This is a genomic window from Chitinilyticum litopenaei DSM 21440 (genome assembly GCF_000428145.1).
GTDB classification, from domain to species: Bacteria; Pseudomonadota; Gammaproteobacteria; order Burkholderiales; family Chitinibacteraceae; genus Chitinilyticum; species Chitinilyticum litopenaei.
Genome location: NZ_ATZJ01000005.1, coordinates 143,413 through 165,811 on the forward strand (window position 1 = coordinate 143,413; position 22,399 = coordinate 165,811).

The 22,399-nt window shown below is 61.8% G+C and carries 20 protein-coding genes and 1 rRNA gene; 9 read left to right on the top strand and 12 right to left on the bottom strand.

The window, feature by feature from the left end; genetic code table 11:
• Positions 1 to 21: 21 nt before the first annotated feature.
• On the top strand, positions 22 to 339 hold the full coding sequence (locus C515_RS0103680) for a 4a-hydroxytetrahydrobiopterin dehydratase (protein WP_043647944.1): 318 nt from the start codon (positions 22 to 24) through the stop codon (positions 337 to 339).
• The gene (rsgA, locus tag C515_RS0103685; protein WP_043647947.1) at positions 336 to 1,214 is read left to right on the top strand and encodes a ribosome small subunit-dependent GTPase A; all 879 of its coding nucleotides are present in this window, start codon (positions 336 to 338) and stop codon (positions 1,212 to 1,214) included. Before C515_RS0103680 ends, rsgA begins: the two co-directional genes overlap by 4 nt.
• Positions 1,215 to 1,316: 102 nt before the next feature.
• Here rsgA and C515_RS0103690 read toward each other — a convergent pair whose 3' ends face one another.
• Positions 1,317 to 1,868 (bottom strand): DUF2062 domain-containing protein, encoded by a 552-nt coding sequence (locus tag C515_RS0103690; protein ID WP_028454435.1) that lies wholly within the window; start codon positions 1,866 to 1,868, stop codon positions 1,317 to 1,319.
• 272 nt (positions 1,869 to 2,140) lie between these two features.
• Here C515_RS0103690 and C515_RS0103695 point away from each other — a divergent pair, with 272 nt between their 5' ends.
• From C515_RS0103695 to C515_RS23970, 4 genes are all read left to right on the top strand, one after another.
• Entirely contained in the window at positions 2,141 to 4,339 is a 2,199-nt protein-coding gene (locus tag C515_RS0103695; protein WP_028454436.1) for a RelA/SpoT family protein, read from the top strand.
• Between the two features lie 153 nt (positions 4,340 to 4,492).
• The gene (locus C515_RS0103700) at positions 4,493 to 6,379 is read left to right on the top strand and encodes a methyl-accepting chemotaxis protein (protein WP_051304598.1); all 1,887 of its coding nucleotides are present in this window, start codon (positions 4,493 to 4,495) and stop codon (positions 6,377 to 6,379) included.
• A 101-nt stretch (positions 6,380 to 6,480) separates the two neighbouring features.
• On the top strand, positions 6,481 to 8,499 hold the full coding sequence (uvrB, locus tag C515_RS0103705) for an excinuclease ABC subunit UvrB (protein WP_028454438.1): 2,019 nt from the start codon (positions 6,481 to 6,483) through the stop codon (positions 8,497 to 8,499).
• 276 nt (positions 8,500 to 8,775) lie between these two features.
• Positions 8,776 to 8,934 (top strand): hypothetical protein, encoded by a 159-nt coding sequence (locus C515_RS23970; protein WP_158380769.1) that lies wholly within the window; start codon positions 8,776 to 8,778, stop codon positions 8,932 to 8,934.
• 54 nt (positions 8,935 to 8,988) lie between these two features.
• Here C515_RS23970 and C515_RS0103715 read toward each other — a convergent pair whose 3' ends face one another.
• From C515_RS0103715 to fur, 3 genes are read right to left on the bottom strand one after another with little or no spacing between them, the layout of a single operon-like run.
• Positions 8,989 to 9,708, bottom strand: a complete 720-nt coding sequence (locus C515_RS0103715) for an arginyltransferase (protein WP_028454439.1) — start codon at positions 9,706 to 9,708, stop codon at positions 8,989 to 8,991.
• Positions 9,701 to 10,405, bottom strand: a complete 705-nt coding sequence (gene aat, locus C515_RS0103720; RefSeq protein WP_028454440.1) for a leucyl/phenylalanyl-tRNA--protein transferase — start codon at positions 10,403 to 10,405, stop codon at positions 9,701 to 9,703. The genes C515_RS0103715 and aat overlap by 8 nt, the downstream gene beginning before the upstream one ends.
• An 18-nt stretch (positions 10,406 to 10,423) precedes the next feature.
• Complete coding sequence (fur, locus tag C515_RS0103725; protein ID WP_028454441.1) at positions 10,424 to 10,846, bottom strand: ferric iron uptake transcriptional regulator; 423 nt, start codon at positions 10,844 to 10,846, stop codon at positions 10,424 to 10,426.
• A 343-nt stretch (positions 10,847 to 11,189) separates the two neighbouring features.
• Between fur and C515_RS19375 the strand changes: the two genes are divergently transcribed.
• Both C515_RS19375 and dapB read left to right on the top strand, forming a co-directional pair.
• Positions 11,190 to 11,633: an outer membrane protein assembly factor BamE gene (locus C515_RS19375; protein ID WP_081686729.1), complete on the top strand. Its 444-nt coding sequence runs from the start codon at positions 11,190 to 11,192 to the stop codon at positions 11,631 to 11,633.
• Positions 11,630 to 12,427, top strand: coding sequence for a 4-hydroxy-tetrahydrodipicolinate reductase (dapB, locus tag C515_RS0103740; protein ID WP_028454442.1), 798 nt, complete (start codon positions 11,630 to 11,632; stop codon positions 12,425 to 12,427). The genes C515_RS19375 and dapB overlap by 4 nt, the downstream gene beginning before the upstream one ends.
• Positions 12,428 to 12,532: 105 nt before the next feature.
• Here dapB and pyk read toward each other — a convergent pair whose 3' ends face one another.
• From pyk to pyrG, 7 genes are all read right to left on the bottom strand, one after another.
• Positions 12,533 to 13,969 (bottom strand): pyruvate kinase, encoded by a 1,437-nt coding sequence (gene pyk / locus C515_RS0103745; protein WP_028454443.1) that lies wholly within the window; start codon positions 13,967 to 13,969, stop codon positions 12,533 to 12,535.
• Positions 13,970 to 14,335: 366 nt separating this feature from the next.
• A complete protein-coding gene (locus C515_RS0103750; protein WP_081686730.1) occupies positions 14,336 to 14,761 on the bottom strand; it encodes a MaoC family dehydratase in 426 nt (141 codons plus the stop codon).
• Positions 14,762 to 14,903: 142 nt separating this feature from the next.
• Positions 14,904 to 16,346, bottom strand: a complete 1,443-nt coding sequence (locus C515_RS0103755) for an aminotransferase-like domain-containing protein (protein WP_051304599.1) — start codon at positions 16,344 to 16,346, stop codon at positions 14,904 to 14,906.
• Positions 16,347 to 16,467: 121 nt separating this feature from the next.
• A complete protein-coding gene (gene ftsB, locus C515_RS0103760) occupies positions 16,468 to 16,785 on the bottom strand; it encodes a cell division protein FtsB (protein ID WP_028454446.1) in 318 nt (105 codons plus the stop codon).
• A gap of 100 nt (positions 16,786 to 16,885) precedes the next feature.
• Positions 16,886 to 18,181: a phosphopyruvate hydratase gene (gene eno, locus C515_RS0103765; protein WP_028454447.1), complete on the bottom strand. Its 1,296-nt coding sequence runs from the start codon at positions 18,179 to 18,181 to the stop codon at positions 16,886 to 16,888.
• Between the two features lie 93 nt (positions 18,182 to 18,274).
• Positions 18,275 to 19,126 carry a 3-deoxy-8-phosphooctulonate synthase gene (gene kdsA / locus C515_RS0103770; RefSeq protein WP_028454448.1) on the bottom strand — a complete coding sequence of 284 codons (852 nt, stop codon included), beginning with the start codon at positions 19,124 to 19,126 and terminating at the stop codon, positions 18,275 to 18,277.
• Positions 19,127 to 19,195: 69 nt separating this feature from the next.
• Positions 19,196 to 20,848 carry a CTP synthase gene (pyrG, locus tag C515_RS0103775; protein WP_028454449.1) on the bottom strand — a complete coding sequence of 551 codons (1,653 nt, stop codon included), beginning with the start codon at positions 20,846 to 20,848 and terminating at the stop codon, positions 19,196 to 19,198.
• Between the two features lie 263 nt (positions 20,849 to 21,111).
• Between pyrG and C515_RS0103780 the strand changes: the two genes are divergently transcribed.
• Positions 21,112 to 21,846, top strand: a complete 735-nt coding sequence (locus tag C515_RS0103780) for a beta-ketoacyl-ACP reductase (RefSeq protein ID WP_043647949.1) — start codon at positions 21,112 to 21,114, stop codon at positions 21,844 to 21,846.
• A 420-nt stretch (positions 21,847 to 22,266) separates the two neighbouring features.
• On the opposite strand, the gene rrf is transcribed toward C515_RS0103780, so the two are convergent.
• Positions 22,267 to 22,380 (bottom strand): 5S ribosomal RNA (gene rrf / locus C515_RS0103785).
• Positions 22,381 to 22,399: the final 19 nt, after the last annotated feature.

The following is a 22,399-nucleotide window of genomic DNA, read 5'->3' on the forward strand; positions in this document are numbered from 1 at the left end:
CCTGAACGGAGCCCCAAAGCAATGCTGTTACTGCTGGAACACTGCAGCCCCAATCCCGAGCGCCTGACCTCACCGGCAGCCGAAGCGCTGTCCGAGCAGGTCGCCGACTGGCAGCTGGGTGGCGACTGCCTCGAACGCCGGTTTGAATTCGCCGACTTCCATGACACGATGGCCTTCGTGAACGCGGTCGCCTGGATCGCCCATTCCGAAGCACATCACCCCGAGCTGGCGGTGAGCTTCGGCGAATGCCGGGTACGCTGGAGCACCTTCAGCGCGGGTGGGCTGACGCGCAACGACTTCATCTGCGCGGCCAAGATCAACGCGCTGTTTCTCGCATGACCGAGATCGCCCGCATCGTTACCAGCCACGGCAAGGCCTATATCGTCGAGCTTGCCGATGGCAGCCGCCGCCAGGCCAGCACGCGCGGCAAGAAAACCGATTACGCCTGCGGCGATCGCGTGCGCATCCAGCTGCTCAATGCCGAACAGGCGGTGATCGAGGGTTTCGAGCCGCGCCGCAGCCTGCTCTATCGCTCGGATGCCTGGCGCAGCAAGCTGATTGCCGCCAATGTCAGCCAGATCGTACTGGTCGTCGCCCCCGTGCCGAGCTTTTCCGACGAACTGATCGGGCGCTGCCTGATCGCCGCCGAGGCAGCCGACATCACGCCGCTGATTTGCCTGAACAAGGCCGATCTGCCGCAAGCGGCGGCGGCGGCCGAGCGTCTGCACTACTACACCGGGCTCGGCTATCCCATGCTGATGCTGTCGGCGCTCGACGATGTCAGCCCCTTGCGTGCGCGCCTGCAGGGGCAGGTATCGGTGCTGGTCGGCCAGTCCGGCATGGGCAAATCCACGCTGACCAATGCCCTGATTCCCGAAGCCCGGGCGCGCATCAACGACATTTCGCTGGCGCTGGATTCGGGCAAGCACACCACGACCAATGCCACGCTCTATCACCTGGACGCCGATTCGGACCTGATCGACTCGCCCGGCCTGCAATCCTTCGGCCTGGCCCACGTGACGGCGGAAACACTGCCGCGCCTGATGCCGGATTTTTCGCCGCTGATCGGACAATGCCGCTTTCACAATTGCCGCCATCGCCAGGAACCCGGCTGCGCCATGCAGGCCGCCGTGGCCAGCGGGCAGCTGCCGGCCGAGCGCCTGCAGCTGTTGCACCGCCTGCAGGACGAGCTGAGCGCCGGGCAATCCTACTGAAGCGCTGAGTGTCAGGCCGGCACGCCGGCCAGCCTCAAGCAAATACATTTTCACCCATGCCGCTGCAAGCAAATGATTGCAAAGGCTGCAGGGATATACCCATCAAGCCCGCGTGCGCCGCTGGCGCTTGCGCAAGCCCCAGATGATCCAGGCGCGCCAGAAAAGGTGTACGGCCAGGTAACCGGCCAGCGCCAGCAAACCCGCCAGCAAGGGCAAACCCAGCAACAGCGCCGGGCCCAGGCCCAGCGCCCAATGCCCCATCGCGGCCAGCCAGGCCAGCGGCTCGGCCAGCGAAAAGGCCGGCAGCGTGGCATACGCCCCTTCCCCGCCATTGCCGCCGATCAGCAGCGCGCCCAGCTGATAGGCCAGCCAGTACAGCGGGCCAATGGTGAGCGGGTTGGTATAAAAGGTGACCAGCAGCGCCACGGGCAGATTGGTGCGAAACCCGGCCGACAGCAGGGCCGCGGTGATCATTTGCAGCGGCCCCGGAATCAGCCCGGAAATGAAGCCGACGGCAACGCCGCCGGCCACGCAGCGGCGGTGCAGGTGCCAGAGATCGGGATGACCGAGGTGCCGCCCGAAATAGCGCAGGAAGCGGTGCTCGCGCACGGTTTGCAGGTCGGGCAGGTAGCGGCGGAGGAGTTTTCGCGGCATTGGGGAACCAGAAAGGGGTAAAATGAATCTGCTCTCGGGCAATGTTCAGAGCCCAGCAGCAGGCTGCTTGCACAAGCCGGATTGTCCGCCCAACGCAAGCACCGGGCCAGGCCCGGCGCAAACCATATTCTTCACAATCAGTAACTTGCTCTTTCTTGTCACTCATTCCCGCCCGGCCTTGCCGGAAAGAATGAATCGCTGGCTGTTTTTTCAGCAGCCTGCCTAGACCCGGGCCGTCAGGCAAAATTCCCCTTAGCGCAGAATTGTTTCCCATGGTAGCCGTCAACCGTACCCTCGCCCAATCCATCGCCGAAGCCGCCAACCCCGAACAATGGCTGCACGCCCTGGCCGACCGCTTCAACCCGGACGAGCTTGCGCTGCTGGGCCGGGCACTGCACTGGACTGCGCAGCGCTGCACCAATGCCGCACACGCGCAAACCGGCACGCCACTGTTTCAGCACGCCGTGGCCAGCGCGTCGATCGTCGCCGACCTGCGCCTGGGCGCCGATGCTGTCGCGGCAGCCCTGCTGTTTGCCGTGACCGACGTCGAGGCCGACCCCGGTGCCGCCATCGCCGAACTGTGCAACCCGGAAATCGCCCGACTGGTTGACGGCATCGCCCGGCTGCGCAAGCTGAAATGGCTGAACGACCTGGCGCTGCGCCCCGAAGAGCGCAGCCAGCAGATCGAGGGCCTGCGCAAGATGCTGCTGGCGATGGTCGAGGACATCCGTGCGGTGCTGATCCTGCTGGCCTGGCGCACGCAAACCATGCACGTGCTCAGCCATGCCCCGGAGGCCGTGCGCCGCGAGGTAGCGCAGGAAACGCTGGAAATCTATGCGCCGCTGGCCAACCGCCTGGGCGTCTGGCAGATCAAGTGGGAGCTCGAAGACCTCGGCTTTCGCTACCTGCACCCGGACACCTACAAGAAAATCGCCAAACTGCTCGACGAGCGCCGCGTTGATCGCGAGCAGTTCATCACCAATGTGCTCGATACCCTGCGCGCCGAGCTGAAAACGGTGGGCATCAAGGCCGACCTGATGGGCCGGCCCAAGCACATCTACAGCATCTGGAAAAAGATGCAGAAGAAGAAGCTCGATTTTTCCGAGCTGTATGACATCCGTGCGGTGCGCGTGCTGGTCAGCGACCTGAAGGACTGCTACACGGTGCTGGGCATCGTGCACAACCTCTGGCAGCCGATTCCCGGCGAATTCGACGACTACATCGCCCAGCCCAAGGGCAACAACTACCGCTCGCTGCACACGGCCGTCATCGGCCCGGAAGAAAAGGCCGTCGAAATCCAGATCCGCACCTTCGACATGCACGAGCACGCCGAATACGGCGTCGCCGCGCACTGGCGCTACAAAGAAGGCGGCCGCGGCGACTCCGGTTACGAGGAAAAGATTGCCTGGCTGCGCCAGCTGCTCGACTGGCGCGAGGACACCAGCAGCGACCAGGGCTTCGCCGAGGCCTTCAAGGCCGAACTGTTCGACGACACGATCTATGTGATGACACCGGCCGGCAAGGTCATCGGCCTGCCGCGCGGCAGCACGCCAGTCGATTTCGCCTACCACGTCCACACCGACCTGGGCCACCGCTGCCGCGGCGCCAAGGTCGACGGCGCCATCGTGCCGCTGAACAGCCCGCTGGAAAACGGCCAGCGCGTCGAGATCATCTCCTGCAAGGAAGGCGGGCCCAGCCTCGACTGGCTGCACCAGGGCTATGTGAAGAGCCACCGCGCCGCCAGCAAGATCCGCCACTGGATACGCCAGCAAAATCTGGATGTCGCCCGCGAAGCCGGCCGCGCCATCTACGACAAGGAAGCCGCGCGCGCCGCCGCCACCAATGTCAACCAGGAAGCGCTGGCGCACCGGCTCGACTGCAAGCACATCGACGAGGTGTACATCGCACTGGGCCAGGGCGAGATGACGCTGCGCGAACTGGCCGACGCCTTCAGCGATACGCTCTCCCCGCCAGCACCGACGGAAGACAGCCCCGAGCACTTCATCAAGCGCGCGCGCGCCGACCAGCATGGCGAAGGCATCCTGATCGAGGGCGTCGACAAGCTGATGACGCTGCTGGCGAAATGCTGCAAGCCGGTGCCGCCGGACCCGGTCATGGGCTTTGTCACCAAGGGCCGCGGCATCTCCATTCACCGCAGCGACTGCCAGACCCTGAAGCGCCTCGCTGCCGAAGCCCCCGAGCGCCTGATCAAGGCCGACTGGGGCAAGTCGCTGGGCCAGGCCTTCGCTACCGATATCGTCGTGGAAGCGCATGACCGCAACAGCCTGCTGCGCGACCTGACCGACGTGATGGCACGCGACAAGATCAACGTCACCGCGGTCAACACGCTCTCGCGCGATGCGCGCGCCAGCATGCGCTTCACCGTGGAAATCCGCGATGCCGAACAGCTGCAGCGTCTCTTTGCCAAGCTGCGCGAAGTGGCCGGGGTGATCCGCGTCGAGCGCAGCTGAAGCGGCAAGCGGACGCGGCGTCAGCTGCGCTGCAATGCAGCAAATGCGCGGCCTGCAGCCATTGCGCGACATTGTCAGGCAAAGCTGACAACGCCGCTTGCACTCTGCAGCCAGTCGCATAGACTGAAGCCAGCCTGATCCGGGAGTTCGACCATGCTGAACACCTTACGCGGCAAGCTGATTGCCTTCATTGCCCTGCTGACGCTGATTCTGGCGGCAACCCTGACCATCGGCGCCTACCTGAAAATGCGCCACCAGATGATCCAGACTGGCCTCACGCACGAGATTGCCGGCACGGCGGCGGGCTATAACGTCGTCATCCGCAACTGGGTGGATGCCAAGCAGCAGATCGTCACCGCGCTGGCAGCGGCAATCGGCAAAGCGGAAGACCCGATGCCGCCGCTGCAGCAGGCCGCCGGCAGCGCCCCCTTCGATTCGGCCTATCTGGGCAAGCCCGACAAGCAGATGATCACCTCGCGCGACCTGAAGCTGCCACCCGACTACGACCCCACCGTGCGCCCCTGGTACAAGCAGGCGTCCAGCGAAGGCAAGACCGTGCTGACGCCTCCCTATGTCGACACGGGTACCAAGCGCCTGATCATGTCCTTTGCGGCCCCCGTGCAAAAGGATGGCGCGCTGTACGGCGTGGTGGCCACCGACATTTTTCTCGACGACATCATCAAGGACGTGCTGAACATCCGCCTGACCGGCGACGGCTACGCCATCCTGATCGGCAAGGACGGCAAGATTCTCGTCCACAGCGACAAGGAGCAGATCCTCAAGGAAAGTGCCTCGCTGAGCCCCGATCTGGCGGCCGACAGGCTGGCCGCCCAGGCGGGCCAGAAAGCGCTGATGGAACTCGAAATCGCCGGTCAGAAGAAATTCGGCTATGTGCAGGAAATCGAAAACTCCAACATCTACCTGGTCCTGATCATTGACCAGGGCGTGGCGCTCAAGCCGCTGAACCAGCTGCTGCTGATCGCGCTGATCACGCTGGGCGTCGTCCTGGTGGTGATCGTTCCGCTCTCCAGCATGCAGATCAGCAGCATGCTCAAGGGGCTGGTGAAAGTGCGCGACGGCATGCGGGAAATCTCGCAAGGCGAAGGCGACCTCACCCGCAAGATCGACATTGTCGGCGATGATGAAATCGCGCAAACCGCGCAAGCCTTCAATGCCTTCACCGACCGGCTGCGCACCATGTTCCTCGACATCCGTCGCGAATCGGAAAAACTGACGCGTGGCGTGAACGACATCAACCAGGTACTGCACACCCTGTCGAACGACTCGCAGGTGCTGGCCGATCTGGCCTCGAGCAATGCCGCCACCATCGAGGAAATCACCGTCAGCATCAGCCACATTGCCGACAACTCCCGCGAGGCCGATACCCTGGTCAACAACACCGGCTCGCTGTCGCGCGAATCCACGCAAACCGTGCGCGAAGTAGCCACCGAAGTCAGCAAGTCCGCCTCCGAGGTCGAAGCGCTCTCGGCCCTGCTCGACCGCCTGAGCCAGCGCAGCCAGGAAATCAGCGGCATCATCCGTGTGATCAAGGAAATCGCCGACCAGACCAATCTGCTGGCGCTCAATGCGGCGATCGAAGCGGCGCGCGCCGGCGAGCAGGGTCGCGGCTTTGCCGTCGTGGCCGACGAGGTGCGCAAGCTGGCCGAGCGCACCAGCCAGGCCACGCTGGAGATCACCGGCATGATCGAGGGCATCCGCGGCGAAACCAGCGAAGCCGTCAACAATATGCAATCGACCGTGAATGCCGTACAGAATGGCGTGACGCTCAGCAACAACGCCGCCGAGAAAATCAGCCACATCCGTGAAAACATGGATCTGGTGATGCAGAAGATCGGCGAAATCGCCCACTCCACCGGTGAGCAGCAGGATGCCACGACACTGATGGCGCAAAGCGCGGAAAACATCACCAACCAGATGCAGCAAACCGATGCGGCACTGCAGCGCGCCACCAACTCGGTGCATCAGCTCAATGACATGGCCAACTTCCTCTTGCAGCTCTTCAGCAAGTTCAGGCTCTAAGCCGGCCACCGGCAGGCAGCGTTTGCGCGCGCCCAGCCCGGCCAAGCATAATGCCCCGTGCCCAGGCTCGGGGCTTTTTCATTTCAGGATGCAGAACGCCGATGTTTGTCGAATTCCCCGGTTCCCCCTACAAGCTCTTCCAGCCCTTCCCGCCGGCCGGCGACCAGCCTGCCGCGATTGCCAAACTGATCGAGGGGCTGGAAGACGGGCTGAAATACCAGACACTCCTGGGGGTAACCGGCTCGGGCAAGACCTTCACCATGGCCAATGTGATCGCGCGCACCGGCCGGCCGGCCATCGTGATGGCGCCCAACAAGACGCTGGCCGCGCAGCTGTACGCCGAATTCCGCGAATTCTTCCCCGAAAACGCCGTCGAGTATTTCGTTTCCTATTACGACTACTACCAGCCGGAAGCCTACGTTCCCAGCCGTGACCTGTTCATCGAGAAGGATTCCAGCATCAACGAGCACATCGAACAGATGCGGCTCTCGGCGACCAAGGCCATGCTCGAGCGGCGCGACTGCATCATCGTGGCCACCGTGTCGGCGATTTACGGTATTGGCGACCCGTCGGACTACCACCAGATGATCCTGCACCTGAAGGAAGGCGAACAGCACGCGCAACGCGACATCATCAAGCGCCTGATCGCCATGCAGTATGAACGCAGCGAACTCGACTTCGCCCGCGGAACGTTTCGCGTGCGCGGCGATGTGATCGACGTGTTTCCGGCAGAAAATGCCGAGCTGGCGCTGCGCATCGACCTCTTCGACGACGAGCTGGAAAAACTGAGCCTGTTTGACCCGCTCACCGGCCACATCCAGCAGCGGGTCGGCAGATATACGGTGTTTCCCAGCAGCCACTATGTCACGCCGCGCGATACGGTGCTGCGTGCCATCGAAACCATCAAGGATGAATTGCGCAGCCGCCTGGAATTCTTCTACCGCGAGCAAAAGCTGGTGGAGGCGCAGCGCCTGGAGCAGCGCACGCGCTTCGACCTGGAAATGCTCAACGAAATGGGCTTTTGCAAGGGCATCGAGAATTACTCGCGGCACTTCTCCGGCAAACAGGCCGGCGAGGCGCCACCGACACTGATCGACTATCTGCCCCGCGACAGCCTGATGCTGCTGGACGAATCGCATGTGCTGATCGGCCAGATCGGCGGCATGTATCGCGGTGATCGGGCGCGCAAGGAAAACCTCGTCGACTATGGTTTCCGTCTGCCCTCCGCGCTCGACAACCGCCCGCTGAAGTTTGAAGAATTCGAAGTCATGATGCCGCAGACGATTTTCGTCTCCGCCACGCCGGCCGACTATGAAAAGGAGCACCAGGGGCAGGTGGTCGAGCAGGTGGTGCGCCCCACCGGCCTGATCGACCCGGAAGTGATCGTGCGCCCGGTCGGCACGCAGGTCGACGATCTGCTCTCGGAAGCCCGCAAACGCATCGAGGCCGGCGAGCGCGTGCTGGTCACCACGCTGACCAAGCGCATGGCCGAGCAGCTGACGGAATACCTGTCCGAGCACGGCATCAAGGTGCGCTACCTGCACTCGGACATCGACACCGTCGAGCGCGTGGAGATCATCCGCGACCTGCGCCTGGGTCTGTTCGATGTGCTGGTCGGCATCAACCTCTTGCGCGAGGGCCTGGATATTCCGGAAGTGTCGCTGGTGGCCATCCTGGATGCCGACAAGGAAGGCTTCCTGCGCAGCGAGCGCAGCCTGATCCAGACCATCGGGCGTGCCGCCCGGCACCTGCACGGCACGGCCATCCTCTATGCCGACCGCATCACCGATTCGATGAAGAAGGCCATCGACGAGACGGCGCGCCGCCGGCAGAAGCAGCTCGACTTCAACGCAGCCAACGGCATCACGCCAAAGTCGGTGGTCAAGCGCATCAAGGACATCATCGACGGCGTCTACAACGCCGAAGACGCCGCAGCAGCGCGGATCGAGCAAAAACGCCACAAGGAGCTGGCCGAGCTGGATGAAAAACAGCTGGCGAAGGAGCTCAAGCGGCTGGAGAAGGAGATGCTGGAGGCGGCCCGCAATCTGGAGTTCGAAAAGGCGGCGGGCTTGCGCGACCAACTCAGGCAGCTGCGCGAGCGGGCCTTCGGCCACGATTAGCCAGGAAGGCCCCCGAACAATCCCTTGGGCGGCTCTTCGAGCCTACGCGGGTGCTGGCGGCCGTTTCGCGGCGCCGTCAGCCCTGGCTGCACGCCCGTAGCCCGCCATGGGCTTGGCGCCAGCGCAAGAATTCACTCGCGAAGCGCCTCGCCATCATCCCGCGCCCCAATGGATCATCCGGGTTGAACAGCTTGCGGCCAGGCCGGCACCACGCGTTGGGCCAAGCCCGGCACGACTCACTGCTTGCCAAAGCATCAACAGACACAATAAGGGTATATGGCCGCAACCATTTACGAAAAATGGCTGCAGCCATATACCCTAAAGAAGAACCTGATCAGGCAGCCAACTCAGCAACTCGTCATGCCGGCGAAAGCCGGCATCCAGAGCGACGCTAGAAAAGGCATTGCCGCTGGATTCCCGCTTTCGCGGGAATGACGAATTGTACTTTGCTGAGGTAGCTACCTAATCAGGAAGAAGCAACAGCAAGACTCAGTCAGGCAGCCGCTGCCAGCGACCATGCAGCAGCCCCTCGATGGGGCGATAGTCGGTCTTGTAGGCCATCTTGCGACACTGGGCGATCCAGTAACCAAGGTAGACATAGGGCAGACCCAGCTGGCGCGCCAGCCCCAGCTGCCAGAGCACGTTGTAAACGCCCAGGCTGTGCTTGTGCAGATCGGGGTCGAAAAAGGTGTAGACAGCCGACAGGCCATCGTCGAGCTGATCAATCAGACTGACCATCACCAGCCTGTCGTCCAGCATGAATTCGGCCAGCATGCTGTTGACGCCACTCTGCAGAATGAAATTTTCATACTGCTCAGAGGTATCCTCATCCATCCCGCCACCACTATGGCGCGCCTGCTGATACCTGCGATAGAGCTGAAAATGCGCATCCTGGTAATCCAGCCCGAGCAGGCGGCTGCGCATACCGGACAGACGCGACAGGATCTTGCGCTGAGTGCGATTGGGTGCAAAGCCGTTCACCGGCACGCGCACCGGCACACAGGCCTTGCACTGGTCGCACCAGGGGCGGTAGACAAACTGCCCGCTGCGCCGAAAGCCCTGCCGCACCAGCTCGCTGTACACCCGCTGCTCCATCCGCCCGGACGGCACGACGACCTGCGAGCGCGCCATCAGCTCGGGCAGATAGCTGCATTCATAGGCGGCCGTCGCATAGAACTGCAGCGGCATGACATGGGCGGCTTCACGCATCGGGCTCACTCCGGTAATGGTACTGCCAGCGCTCAGGCAGCGGCCCGGTCGCACAGGCCTGCTGCAGGTGCTCGACAAAGCGCTGCCGCGGGATGGGCCGGGCGCCAAAGCGCGCCAGGTGCGCGGTATGCATCTGGCAATCGATCAGCGTCACGCCCTGTTGCGCCAACCAGCGCACCAAGTGGACAAAGGCGATTTTCGAGGCATCGGCCTGCCGGGCAAACATGGATTCACCATAGAACATCCGGCCAATGGCAACACCATAGAGCCCCCCCGCCAGCTGGCCATCAATCCAGCATTCGGCGCTGTGCGCATGACCACCGTGATGCAGCGCCAGATAGGCTGCGCGCATCTCGTCGGTAATCCAGGTTGCGCCATGCGCATCGCGCGGCGCGGCACAGCCGGCCAGCACCTCGGCAAAAGCGCTGTCAAAACGCACTTCGTAGGCGTGGTTGCGCAGCACCTTGGCCAGCGAGCGCGGCACATGCAGTTCCGCGGTGTGCAAGACCATGCGCGGGTCGGGTGACCACCACAGAATGGGTTCGCCGGGCATGAACCAGGGAAAGATGCCGAGCCGATAGGCCGCCAGAATGCGTTGCGGGTGCAGATCACCGCCGGCGGCCAGCAACCCTTCCGGGTCGCGCAGGGCCGTGTCGACCGGCGGAAAACGCAGCGTGTGGTCCAGCCAGGCAATCATCAGGCGGGAAACACCCGGTCAGGCGGCCTTGGGCTGGCAGTCGGCGCACACACCGTACAGGTACATTTCGTGTTCCTGCATCTGGAAGTTGTGCTGCTTGGCGATGGCTTCCTGGCGCTGCTCGATTTCGGCGTCGAAGAATTCCTCGACCTTGCCGCACTTCACGCACACCAGGTGATCATGGTGGCCATTGTCGGCCAGCTCGAACACGGCCTTGCCGGTTTCGAAATGATGACGGACCAGAATGCCGGCCTGCTCGAACTGGGTCAGCACGCGATACACAGTGGCCAGACCGATGTCGATCTGCTCGGAAAGCAGCAGGCGGTAAACGTCTTCAGCGGCCAGATGGCGTTGCTGGCTGGTTTCAAAGAGGTTGAGGATTTTCAGGCGGGGGCCGGTGGCCTTGAGGCCCATGCCCTTGAGTTCGGCGGCTTTGCTCATGCTTTATTTTTCCTGCAGGCTGGCGGTGTCATGCGGCGTGGCGCTGTTGATGCCGTTTCCGGGCCGCAAAACTGGCGTCAACAGCGCCTAATCCGGTTATGATATAGCGTTTCCCGGTGCTTCGCACCGCTCGCCTTGCTGGCTGTTGAAAACGGCCCGCAGCGCATTTTCTCCGCCGCGACGGAGAATGCGCGAGAGGCAAATCGCGATACCCGTGATCAGCAAACCCGGATGAGCATCCGGGTTCGGATGGACGGTCTGCGGCGGGCCCCGCCCGGTGCATGATGCCCAATGGGCAAACCGTCTTTTCAACACCCTGCCAGCCAGAGAAAGAACCGACACCATGAAGGTCAGCCCGATTCCCGTGCTTCTTGCCGCCAGCCTGTTGCTCGGCGGCTGTGGCGCAGTCAATGTTCTCAGCCCCTACAAGATCGATGTCCCCCAGGGCAATGAAGTCACCGCCGACCAGGTCGCGCAGCTGAAAGCCGGCATGAGCCGTGGCCAGGTCCGTTTTCTGCTTGGCACGCCACTGCTGACCGATCCTTTCCATGCCGACCGCTGGGATTATGTGCAGAGCAATGCCAAGGGCGGACGCCTGCTTGAGCAGCATGCCTTCACCGTCTTCTTCGAAGGCGACACGCTGGTACGCTGGCAGGGCTCCACCCTGCCGGCCGACCCGAACAGCCGCTTCAGCAAGGCCGCTACGCAGGCCAGCGCCGTTGCCGCCGACAGCCCGGCCGCCGAAGAGCCGACCGTACAACCGCTCGTTGACGAGGCCAAGCAATGACCCGCATCGCCATTGCCGGAGCCAGCGGCCGCATGGGCCGCATGCTGATCGAAGCCGTTCTGGCCGCCGATGACTGCCAGCTGCATGCCGCGCTGGACCATGCCGGCAACCCGGCCATCGGCCAGGATGCCGCCGCCTTTCTGGGCCGCGCATGCGGCGTCGCCATCACGGCTGAGCTGGCTGCGCTGGCCGGTGCCGATGTGCTGATCGACTTCACCCGCCCGGAAGGCACGCTGGCGCATCTGGCCGCCTGCCGCGCACACCGCGTCAACATGATCATCGGCACCACCGGCTTTGACGAAGCCGGCAGCGCGGCCATTGAGGCCGCCAGCGCCGACATCGCCATCGTGCATGCCTACAACATGAGCGTGGGCGTGAACCTGCTGGTGAAGCTGCTGGAAGTCGCCGGTCGTGCGCTCGCCACCGGCTACGATGTCGAGGTGCTGGAAATGCATCACCGCATGAAGGTCGATGCGCCGTCGGGCACCGCGCTGATGCTGGGCCGCGCCGTCGCCGAAGCGCAGGGCCGTGATCTGAAGGATTGCGCGGTGTATGCGCGCGAAGGCATTACCGGCGAACGCGAGCCCGGCACCATCGGCTTCGCCACGCTGCGTGGCGGCGACGTGATCGGCGACCATACGGTGATCTTTGCCGGCCTGGGCGAGCGCATCGAAATCAGCCACAAGGCCAGCAACCGCACGATCTATGCCTCGGGCAGCCTGCGCGCCGCGCGCTTTCTACAGGGCCGCAGCAGCGGCTTCTTCGACATGCGCGACGTGCTGGACATCAATTAGAAATAATCAGGGTATTTCTCCACAGCCCAATGCAGTATTGGCCTGCAGGGCAATACCCAGCAAAAAACCCGCCTAGGCGGGTTTTTTGCTGTCTGGGCCACGCGCTCAGCGCGACTTGCGCTCGCCGATCTTGATGATCTTCAGGCAGTTGGTACCGCCCCCCAGACCCACCACATCACCAAAGGTGAAGGCCACCAGATCGCCCTGCTGCACGATGCCGCGCCGCAGCATCTCGACCTCGGCGCGCACCAGCAGCGACTCGCGATCGGTGTTCTCGTGCGAGATCATCACCGGATACACGTCGCGGAACAGCGACAGGCGATTGTAGGTTTCCGCCTCCGGGGTCAGGGCATAAATGGGCACGCCACGGATGAAGCGGCTCATCCACAGCGCCGAGGAGCCGCTTTGCGTCAGCGCCGCAATGGCCTTGACGTTCAGGTGGCTGGACGCAAACAGCGCGGACATGGCAATGGTCTGGTCAATGCGCGCGATATCGCCCTGCAGCAGCATCTCGCCATCGATCTTGCTCTCGAACGTCTTCTCGGCCTCGACACAGACGCGCGCCATCGCCTCGACGGTTTCAACCGGATACTTGCCCGAAGCCGTTTCCGCCGACAGCATCACTGCATCGGTGCCATCCAGCACGGCATTGGCAACGTCGGAGACTTCCGCCCGCGTCGGCACCGGGCTGGAAATCATCGACTCCATCATCTGCGTGGCGGTGATCGACAGCTTGTGCTTCTTGCGCGCGAGCTTGATCATTTTCTTCTGCAGCGCCGGCACGGCGGCGTCGCCGACTTCCACCGCCAGGTCGCCACGCGCAACCATGATGCCATCGGAGGCATCAAGGATTTCTTCCAGGCTGGCGACCGCCTCGGTGCGCTCGATCTTGGCGATCAGCAAGGCCTTGCTGCCCGCCGCGCGCAGCAGCGTGCGCGCCATGTACATGTCGGCGCCACTCTTGGGAAAGGACACCGCCACGTAATCGGCATGCAGCTTGGCTGCCGTCTTGATGTCTTCCATGTCCTTGGAGGTCAGCGCCGGCGCGGTCAAGCCGCCGCCCTGGCGGTTGATGCCCTTGTTGTTTGACAGCGTGCCACCAATCTTCACCAGCACATGGATCTCGCTGCCGATCACCTCGGTCACCTCGAACACCAGCCGGCCATCGTCAAGCAGCAGCACGGCGCCCGGCGCCACATCGTTGGGCAGTTCCTTGTAATCCAGGCCGACGCGCTCCTGATTGCCCAGCTGGCAATTGGCGTCGAGGATGAACTTGTCGCCGTTTTTCAGTTCGATCTTGTTCTTTTCGAACTTGCCGACGCGGATTTTCGGGCCTTGCAAGTCGACCATGATCGCGACCGCCCTGCCCGCCTTTTTCGCACACTCGCGCACGATGGCGGCGCGGTCGAGGTGATCCTGTGCCGTGCCATGCGAAAAATTCAGGCGGAACATGTTGACGCCAGCGGCGATCAGTTTTTCCAGCGTGGCAACGTCGCCGGAAGACGGACCGAGCGTAGCGACAATCTTGGTGCTGCGTAGCATGGACAAACTCCTTGTGTAGATTTTCAGTTGTTATCGTCACCGGCAAAGCGGTGCTGCCCGGACGCCAGCGCGGAACCGGGGCGTAGCCTGCAAGCCGGTGCGCACCGCCCGGCGCTTGCGCAGCAAAACTTAACAATATTACTTACACCCGGCAAGCGGACTCGTCCGGCCCGGCAAGGCCTGTGGTTTTATGGTTTGCGCGACTGCTGCAAAATGTAACAGCCACGGTAAAAACGGGGATTGTGCTACATCAAGCGCGGTGGCAATCCGGCCTGGCGAATGCAGCACAGCGCAGCGGCACGCCAAAGCGGCACCGCCCGGAGCAGGCCCGGGCGGCGGATTGGTTGGCTGCGCGGCCCTGCCAACTCAGGCCTGGACCTTTCTGGCCGGCACCCAGACCAGTGCATCGCCTTCGAGCACCTTCACGCCACGCACATAACATTCGGTCAGCAATTTGACGCGCTGTTTTTCCGGATAGAGTTCCAGCACGGTGGCCTGGGCGCTGACCGTGTCGCCGATCTTTACCGGCTTGATGAAGCGCAGGTTTTGCGACATGTAGATGCAGCCTGGGCCGGGCAGCTTCATGCCGATGACCGAGGACAGCATGCTGGCAGTCAGCATGCCGTGGATGATGCGCCCGCCAAAGCGCGTTTCGGCGGCAAATTCCTCGTCAATGTGCATCGGATTGTTGTCGCCGGTCAGACCGGCAAACAACACCACATCGGTCTCGGTAATGGTCTTGCGGTATTCCGCCATCAGGCCCACCGACAGGTCTTCGTAGTAAATGCCCATGCCACACTCCTTCATCCGGAAAGCGAAAAATGATGCTGCGATGCAGCATACTCTTCTGTGCAGATGTCAGGGCGATGACAAGACCGGCAAGCCCTCAGGCGGGCAGAAATGCGACAACACCGTCACGCCGCGGGCGCGCGCTTCAGCCGCGCACGGCAGCCAGCTCGCCCAGACGCTGGATGGCCTTTTCGTGGCGCACTGTCCACGGCTCCACGCAGCAGATGCGCAGGCAGTTGCGATAGCTGCGGCTGGGCGAGAACAGCGGCCCCGGCGTAAAGGCGATGCCTTCGGCCAGCGCGCGCTGCAGCAGCTCCAGGGTGTCGACATTGCCCCCCAGCTCCACCCACAGCACATACCCCCCCTGCGGCACATGCAGACGCGTATCGGCCGGGAAATAGCGCTGAATGGCGCTGACCGCGGCATTGACCTGATCGGCGCAGGCCCGGCGCAGGCGGCGCAGATGGTGATCGTAACCCCCGTTCTCCAGAAAGCGTGCAATGGCACGCTGCAGCGGCAAGGGTGTCGAGTAGGTATTGATGAACTTGAGCTGTTCCAGCTCGCGGTGCCAGCGCCCCGCCACCACCCAGCCCACGCGAAAGGCCGGTGCAACCATCTTGGTAAACGATGCGATCAGCATCACGTTGCCGGTCCGGTCAAAGGCCTTGGCCGGGCGCGGACGCTCGCCATGGTAGAAAAATTCGCCGTAGATATCGTCCTCGATCAGCGGGACATTGCGGCTTTCCAGCAGCTCGACCAGGCGGCGCTTGTTGTCATCCGGCATCAGACTGCCCAGCGGATTGGAGAAATTGGGCAGCAACACACAGGCCTTGACCTGGCCATTGCGCGTCGCCAGCTCCAGCGCTTCGATGGAAATGCCGGTCTGCGGATGGGTAGGGATTTCCAGCGCCTTGAGCTGGAAGCTCTCCAGGATCTGCAGCAGGCCAAAATAGGCTGGCGACTCGATGGCCACGACGTCGCCCGGCTGGGTCACAGCACGCAGGCAGAGGTTCAGCGCCTCCAGTGCGCCATGGGTGATCAGGATCTCGTCTGCATCGATCTGCCCCCCCCAGGTCAGCGCCCGCCGGGCGATCTGGCGCCGCAATTCGACATCGCCAATCGGCTTGCCATAATCGGCCAGAATGTCCGGATCGTGCCGGGTCACCTGGGCGAGAATGCGCTGGATGGCCTGATTGGGAAACAGCTTGGGTGAGAGGATGGCCAGCCCGAAATCGACCTTGAGATCATGCAGGCGTGCCAGCTCGGCGGGAGCCAGCAAAGGGTCGACCACCACATCGGACGGTTTTTGCGGCGGCTGCGTCAGCTCTGGCGCCACGAAGGCGCGCGTGATGCGCACATAGAAGCCCGACTGAGGACGCGCCTCGATGAGACCGCGGTCTTCCAGTTCACGGTAGGCTTCCATGACGGTGGACAGCGAGACCTGCCGTTGAGCAGACAACTTGCGGATCGATGGCAGTTTTTCGCCGGGCTGCAGCGTGCCATTGGCAATCGCCTGGGCCAGGTCTTCGGCCAACTGGAAATAAAGGGTCTCGGCCTTGCGGCTGCTAGCGGTCAGTACGGTATCCATGGCCTTCGGTGCACAATCGGCGGTGGCACTACTATACGCCGGCCCATGCGGGGATAACAGCCGTAAAAACTTGCCAAAGCGCAATAAACTGTTAGGCAACAGTTACAAAGGACGGCAAGGCTTATCGGGCTGTATTGGCCGTGGCCGGCACACTGCCGGCGCCCACCGGATGATCGAGTACCTGCATGAACACCTCGTCCTGGCGGATCATGCCCAACTCGTTTCGGGCCCGCTCCTCGATCGCATCGGTACCGGCCTTCAGATCGCGCACCTCGGCAGCCAGCGCGGCATTGCGCTCTTTCAGCTTCTCATTGCGGGCTCGCTGCTCGCTCAGCTGATGATCCAGCTGCCAGGCGCGCAGCCAGCTGCCTTTGCCCACCCACAGCGGCCACTGCAGGGCAATGATGAGTACGGCAAACACTAGGGCAAGCAATCGCATAAGCATCCTGCAATGAAAAACCGGAGCCTGGCGGCTCCGGTCAAGAATGTTACTACAGCCGACAGGGCTTTGCCTGCCCGCTGCAGCAGCAGATCAGCAATTAGCGCTTGATCTGGTAAAAGGCTTCGGCGCCCGGATAGTAGGCCGCATCGCCCAGTTCCTCTTCGATACGCAGGATCTGGTTGTACTTGGCGATACGATCGGAACGGCTCAGCGAACCGGTCTTGATCTGCATGCAGTTGGTGGCCACGGCCAAGTCGGCAATGGTGCTGTCTTCGGTTTCACCGGAACGATGGCTCATGACCGAGGTGTAACCGTGACGCTTGGCCAGATCAACGGCAGCCAGCGTTTCGGTCAGCGAACCGATCTGGTTGACCTTGATCAGGATGGAATTGCAGATGCCCTGCTTGATGCCTTCGGCCAGAATCTTGGCATTGGTCACGAAGAGGTCATCACCGACCAGCTGTACGCGGCCGCCCAGACGATCAGTCAGCACCTTCCAGCCCGCCCAGTCACGCTCGCCCATGCCATCTTCAATGGAGATGATCGGGTACTTGTTCACCAGACTTTCGAGGTAATCAACCATCTCATTGGACGAGAAGGTGCGGCCGCCACCCTTCTTGAAGGTGTAGGTACCGTTGTCCTTGTTGAAGTACTCGGAAGCTGCACAATCCAGAGCAATGAAGAAATCGGAACCGGCCTTGTAGCCAGCCTTTTCAATGGCGGCCAGGATCAGTTCGATGGCTTCTTCGGGGCCGGCCACGTCCGGCGCAAAACCGCCTTCATCACCCACCTGAGTCGGCAGATGCTTGTCGTGCAGGATCTTCTTCAGGTTATGGAAGACTTCAGCGCCATAACGCAGTGCTTCACGGAAGGTGGGCGCACCCGCCGGAACGATCATGATTTCCTGGAAGTCCAGGCTGTTGGAAGCGTGCTCGCCACCGTTGATGACGTTCATCATCGGTACCGGCAGGGCCATCGGGCCGGAACCACCAACGTAGCGGTACAGCGGCAGGCCAGCTTCTTCAGCTGCAGCCTTGGCCACGGCCATGGATACGGCCAGGATGGCGTTGGCACCCAGCTTGCTCTTGTCTTCGGTGCCGTCCAGCGCAATCATGGTCTTGTCGATGAAGGCCTGATCGGCTGCATCCAGACCGATGATGGCTTCACAGATTTCGGTGTTGATATTGTCAACAGCCTTCAGGACACCCTTGCCCAGATAGCGCGACTTGTCGCCATCGCGCAGTTCCAGCGCTTCGCGTTCACCGGTGGAAGCACCGCTCGGTACAGCTGCGCGGCCCAGTACGCCAGACTCCAGCAGTACATCGGCTTCAACGGTCGGATTACCACGGGAATCCAGAATCTCGCGGGCAATAACATCAACAATAGCGCTCATCAGTGCGTTTCCTTTGTTTGAGGTTGGTTCTGTGAATTCAGGTCCGATTTCGCACACCGGCCGTGATTGCGGGCCAAGCGTAGCACAATCGGGTTACAGCGTTTCTTCAATCAGCGAGTGTGCCTTGACCACGGCATCCAGTTCCTTGAGAACGGTCAGCAATTCCTTCATTCGCGGCAATGGCCAGGCATTCGGTCCGTCCGACAGGGCTTCGCACGGGTTGGGATGGGTTTCCATGAACAGGCCGGCGATACCGGATGCCACGGCAGCACGCGCCAGCACCGGCACGAATTCGCGCTGGCCGCCGGAGCGGTCGCCCTGGCCTCCGGGCTGCTGTACCGAGTGCGTGGCGTCGAAAACGACCGGGCAGCCGGTATTGCGCATGATGGCCAGTCCGCGCATGTCGCTGACCAGCGTGTTGTAACCAAAGGAGACACCACGCTCGCACATCATGAACAGCTCTTCGGGCAGGCCAGCCTCGCGCGCCGCATCGCGGGCCTTGTCGGCGACGTTTTTCATGTCGCCCGGCGCCATGAACTGGCCTTTCTTGATGTTCACCGGCTTGCCGCTTTGCGCGCAAGCACGGATGAAGTCGGTCTGGCGGCACAGGAAGGCCGGCGTCTGCAGCACATCGACGACACTGGCGACTTGCTCGATTTGCCCGGTTTCGTGCACATCGGTGAGCACCGGCACACCGATCTGCTGCTTCACTTCGGCCAGAATGCGCAGGCCTTCGTCGATGCCAAAACCGCGGAAGGACTTGCCCGACGAGCGATTGGCCTTGTCGAAGCTCGACTTGTAGATGAAGGGAATGCCCAGTTCGGTCGTGATTTCCTTGAGCTGACCGGCGGTATCCAGCGCCATTTGCTGGCTCTCGATCACGCAGGGGCCGGCGATCAGGAACAGGGGATGCTCGATACCAACGTCAAAACCGCAGAGCTTCATAGCCACCTCATGGGTATATTCATACAGGCAAACGGGTATCTGGGCTATAGCCAGATACCCGTCAGGATATTAGCAGCTCAATCCTTCACGGCCCTGCTCGCGCGCAAAGGCGATGGCGGCTTCGATATAGGACTTGAACAGCGGATGGCCGTCGCGCGGCGTGGAGGTGAACTCCGGGTGGAACTGGCAGGCGAAGAACCAGCGATGCTCCGGCAGTTCGATGGTTTCCACCAGCTGCTCGGCACCGGCGGACTTGCCGCTGATCCTGAGCCCTGCCGCTTCCAGGCGCGGCAGATAGTGGTTGTTCACCTCATAGCGATGACGATGACGCTCGGTGATTTCCGCGGCGCCATAAATCCGCGCGGCCAGCGAGCCGGGCTGCAGATTGCACTGCTGCGAACCCAGACGCATGGTGCCGCCCATGTTCGAATTCTCGTCACGCTTCTCGATCTTGCCGTCGTGATTGACCCATTCGTCGATCAGTGCCACCACCGGATAGTCGGTTTCCAGATCGAATTCGGTGGAGTTGGCACCAGCCAGACCCGCCACATCGCGTGCAAACTCGATCAGCGCAATCTGCATGCCCAGGCAGATACCCAGGTAGGGGATATTGTGCTCGCGGGCGTACTTCACGGCGACGATTTTGCCTTCCACGCCACGCTTGCCAAAACCGCCCGGCACCAGAATGGCATCCATGCTGGCCAGCTGTGCCGGACCTTCGGTTTCCAGCGACTCGGAATCAACGAAATGGATTTTCACCTCGCTGCCCGTGTGGATGCCGGCATGCTTGAGCGCCTCGATCAGCGACTTGTAGGATTCGGTGAGGTCGACGTACTTGCCAACCATGGCAATATTCACGGTCTGGCTCGGGTTTTCGATCGCGTTGACGATACGGTCCCACAGACCCAGATCGGCCTTGGGCAGGTCGAGCTGCAGCTGGCGCACGATGATGTCGTCGATGCCCTGCTCGGAAAGCACGCGCGGAATCATGTAGATCGAATCCATGTCCGGGCAGGATACAACCGCCTTCTCGCTCACGTTGGTAAACAGTGCAATCTTGCGGCGTTCATCGTCCGGCACCATGCGGTCGGCGCGGCAGATCAGCACATCGGGCTGAATGCCGATTTCACGCAGTTCCTTGACGCTGTGCTGGGTCGGCTTGGTCTTGATTTCACCGGCAGCCGCGATATACGGCACATAGGACAGGTGCACGAAACAGGTGTTCTCGCGGCCGAGCGTTACACCCATCTGGCGAATGGCCTCAAGGAAAGGCAAGGATTCGATATCACCAACGGTGCCGCCCACCTCGATCACCGCCAGCTCGGCGCCGTTGGCGCCCAGATCGATGAAATGCTTGATTTCATCGGTGATGTGCGGAATGACCTGCACGGTCTTGCCGAGATAGTCGCCGCGACGTTCCTTCTTGATCACCGACTCGTAAATCTGGCCGGTGGTGAAGTTATTGCTCTTCTTCATCTTGGCGTGGATGAAGCGCTCATAGTGGCCGAGATCCAGATCGGTTTCGGCGCCGTCTTCGGTCACAAATACTTCACCGTGCTGCATCGGGCTCATGGTGCCCGGGTCGACGTTGATGTAGGGATCCAGCTTCATCATGGTGACCTTGAGGCCACGCGATTCGAGGATGGCCGCAAGTGACGCGGCGGCGATGCCTTTACCCAGAGAGGAGACAACGCCGCCGGTAACGAAGATGTACTTGGTCATGGCAGGATACGCAAATTGGAATCCCGTATTCTATCCGAAGCACGCCCCCCCCTCAATTCTGGACAAGTCCGCGCGCTTGTGATTCATCAAGCCAAGCGATGGCCGGCACTCCGCCATAACTGTTGCAGCCACCCCCCAACTGGCTGTTCATCCTTTCGGGAAAGTGGACATCCCGTCACGGCCCCGCAATAATTACCCACCTACGCATATAGGCGTAAGGAAAACATTTAGCAAGCGCAAATCACTGGAAGGGTAATAGATCAATGAAAAAAGTTGCACTGGTTACTGGTGGCATGGGTGGCATTGGCACGGCGATCTGCCGCCAGCTGGCCCAGCAGGGTTTTACCGTAGCTACCACTTATTCGCGCCCGGGCAAGGAAGCTGCCTGGCTGAGCGAGCAGGCTGCAGCAGGATTCCAGTTCCACGCCTATGAATGCGATGTCACCGATTTTGACGCCTGCACCCGTCTGGCCGAGAAAATCCGCGCCGAACTCGGCGAAGTCGACGTGCTGGTCAACAATGCCGGCATCACCAAGGACGGCACCTTCAAGCGCATGGACAAGGTGAACTGGGATGCGGTAATCCGTACCAACCTGGATTCGATCTTCAATGTCACTAAGCAGTTTGTCGACAGCATGGCCGAACGCGGCTGGGGACGGGTCATCAATATCTCGTCGATCAACGGCCAGAAAGGCCAGTTCGGCCAGACCAACTACTCCGCCGCCAAGGCTGGCATGCATGGCTTCACCATGGCGCTGGCCCAGGAAGTGGCAAAGAAAGGCGTGACGGTGAATACCATCAGCCCGGGCTATATCGCCACCGACATGGTCATGGCCGTACCGGAAGATGTACGCAACAAGATCATTGCCGGCATTCCGGTCAACCGCTTGGGCAAACCGGAAGAAATCGCCGGCCTGATTGGCTACCTGGCCTCCGACATCTCCGGCTTCATGACCGGCACCAACCTCGCCATCAACGGTGGTCAGCACATGTGCTGAGCCACTAAGCCGCCAGCAGTTCACCAGCAAAAACCCGGCCTAGCCGGGTTTTTGCTTGCTAACACCAGGCCTGCAGTTTCATTCCTGAAACCAGTCGCCCCCCTTCTTGCCTGTACCAGTGCCTGCCACCAGAGCGCACAGGCGCGATGTTCAGCACCATGATCTGTCGCGGCTGCAGCAGCAGCCCCGCACTCTCCTATTTACCGCCGGGAAATGAAGGCAAGCAAATACGCCCCCAGTTCAACGTATCCAGCTGGAAGCCAGTGGCTTATTGGCTCACAGGGCATTACCCCCCTCTAGCAAGAAAGGGCATTTTGCCGGCATGCGCGACCCGCGTTTATTCTGGATTTGCGCTTGTATACCCAGAGCACATAAAGCAAAAGCCCCGGTCTCTTTCGAAACCGGGGCTTTTCATGGGGAGTCTGGCGATGTCCTACTTTCACACAGGCAATCTGCACTATCATCGGCGCTGAGGCGTTTCACCGTCCTGTTCGGGATGGGAAGGGGTGGGACCACCTCGCTAAGGTCACCAGACATTAACTTGTCAGGAGTG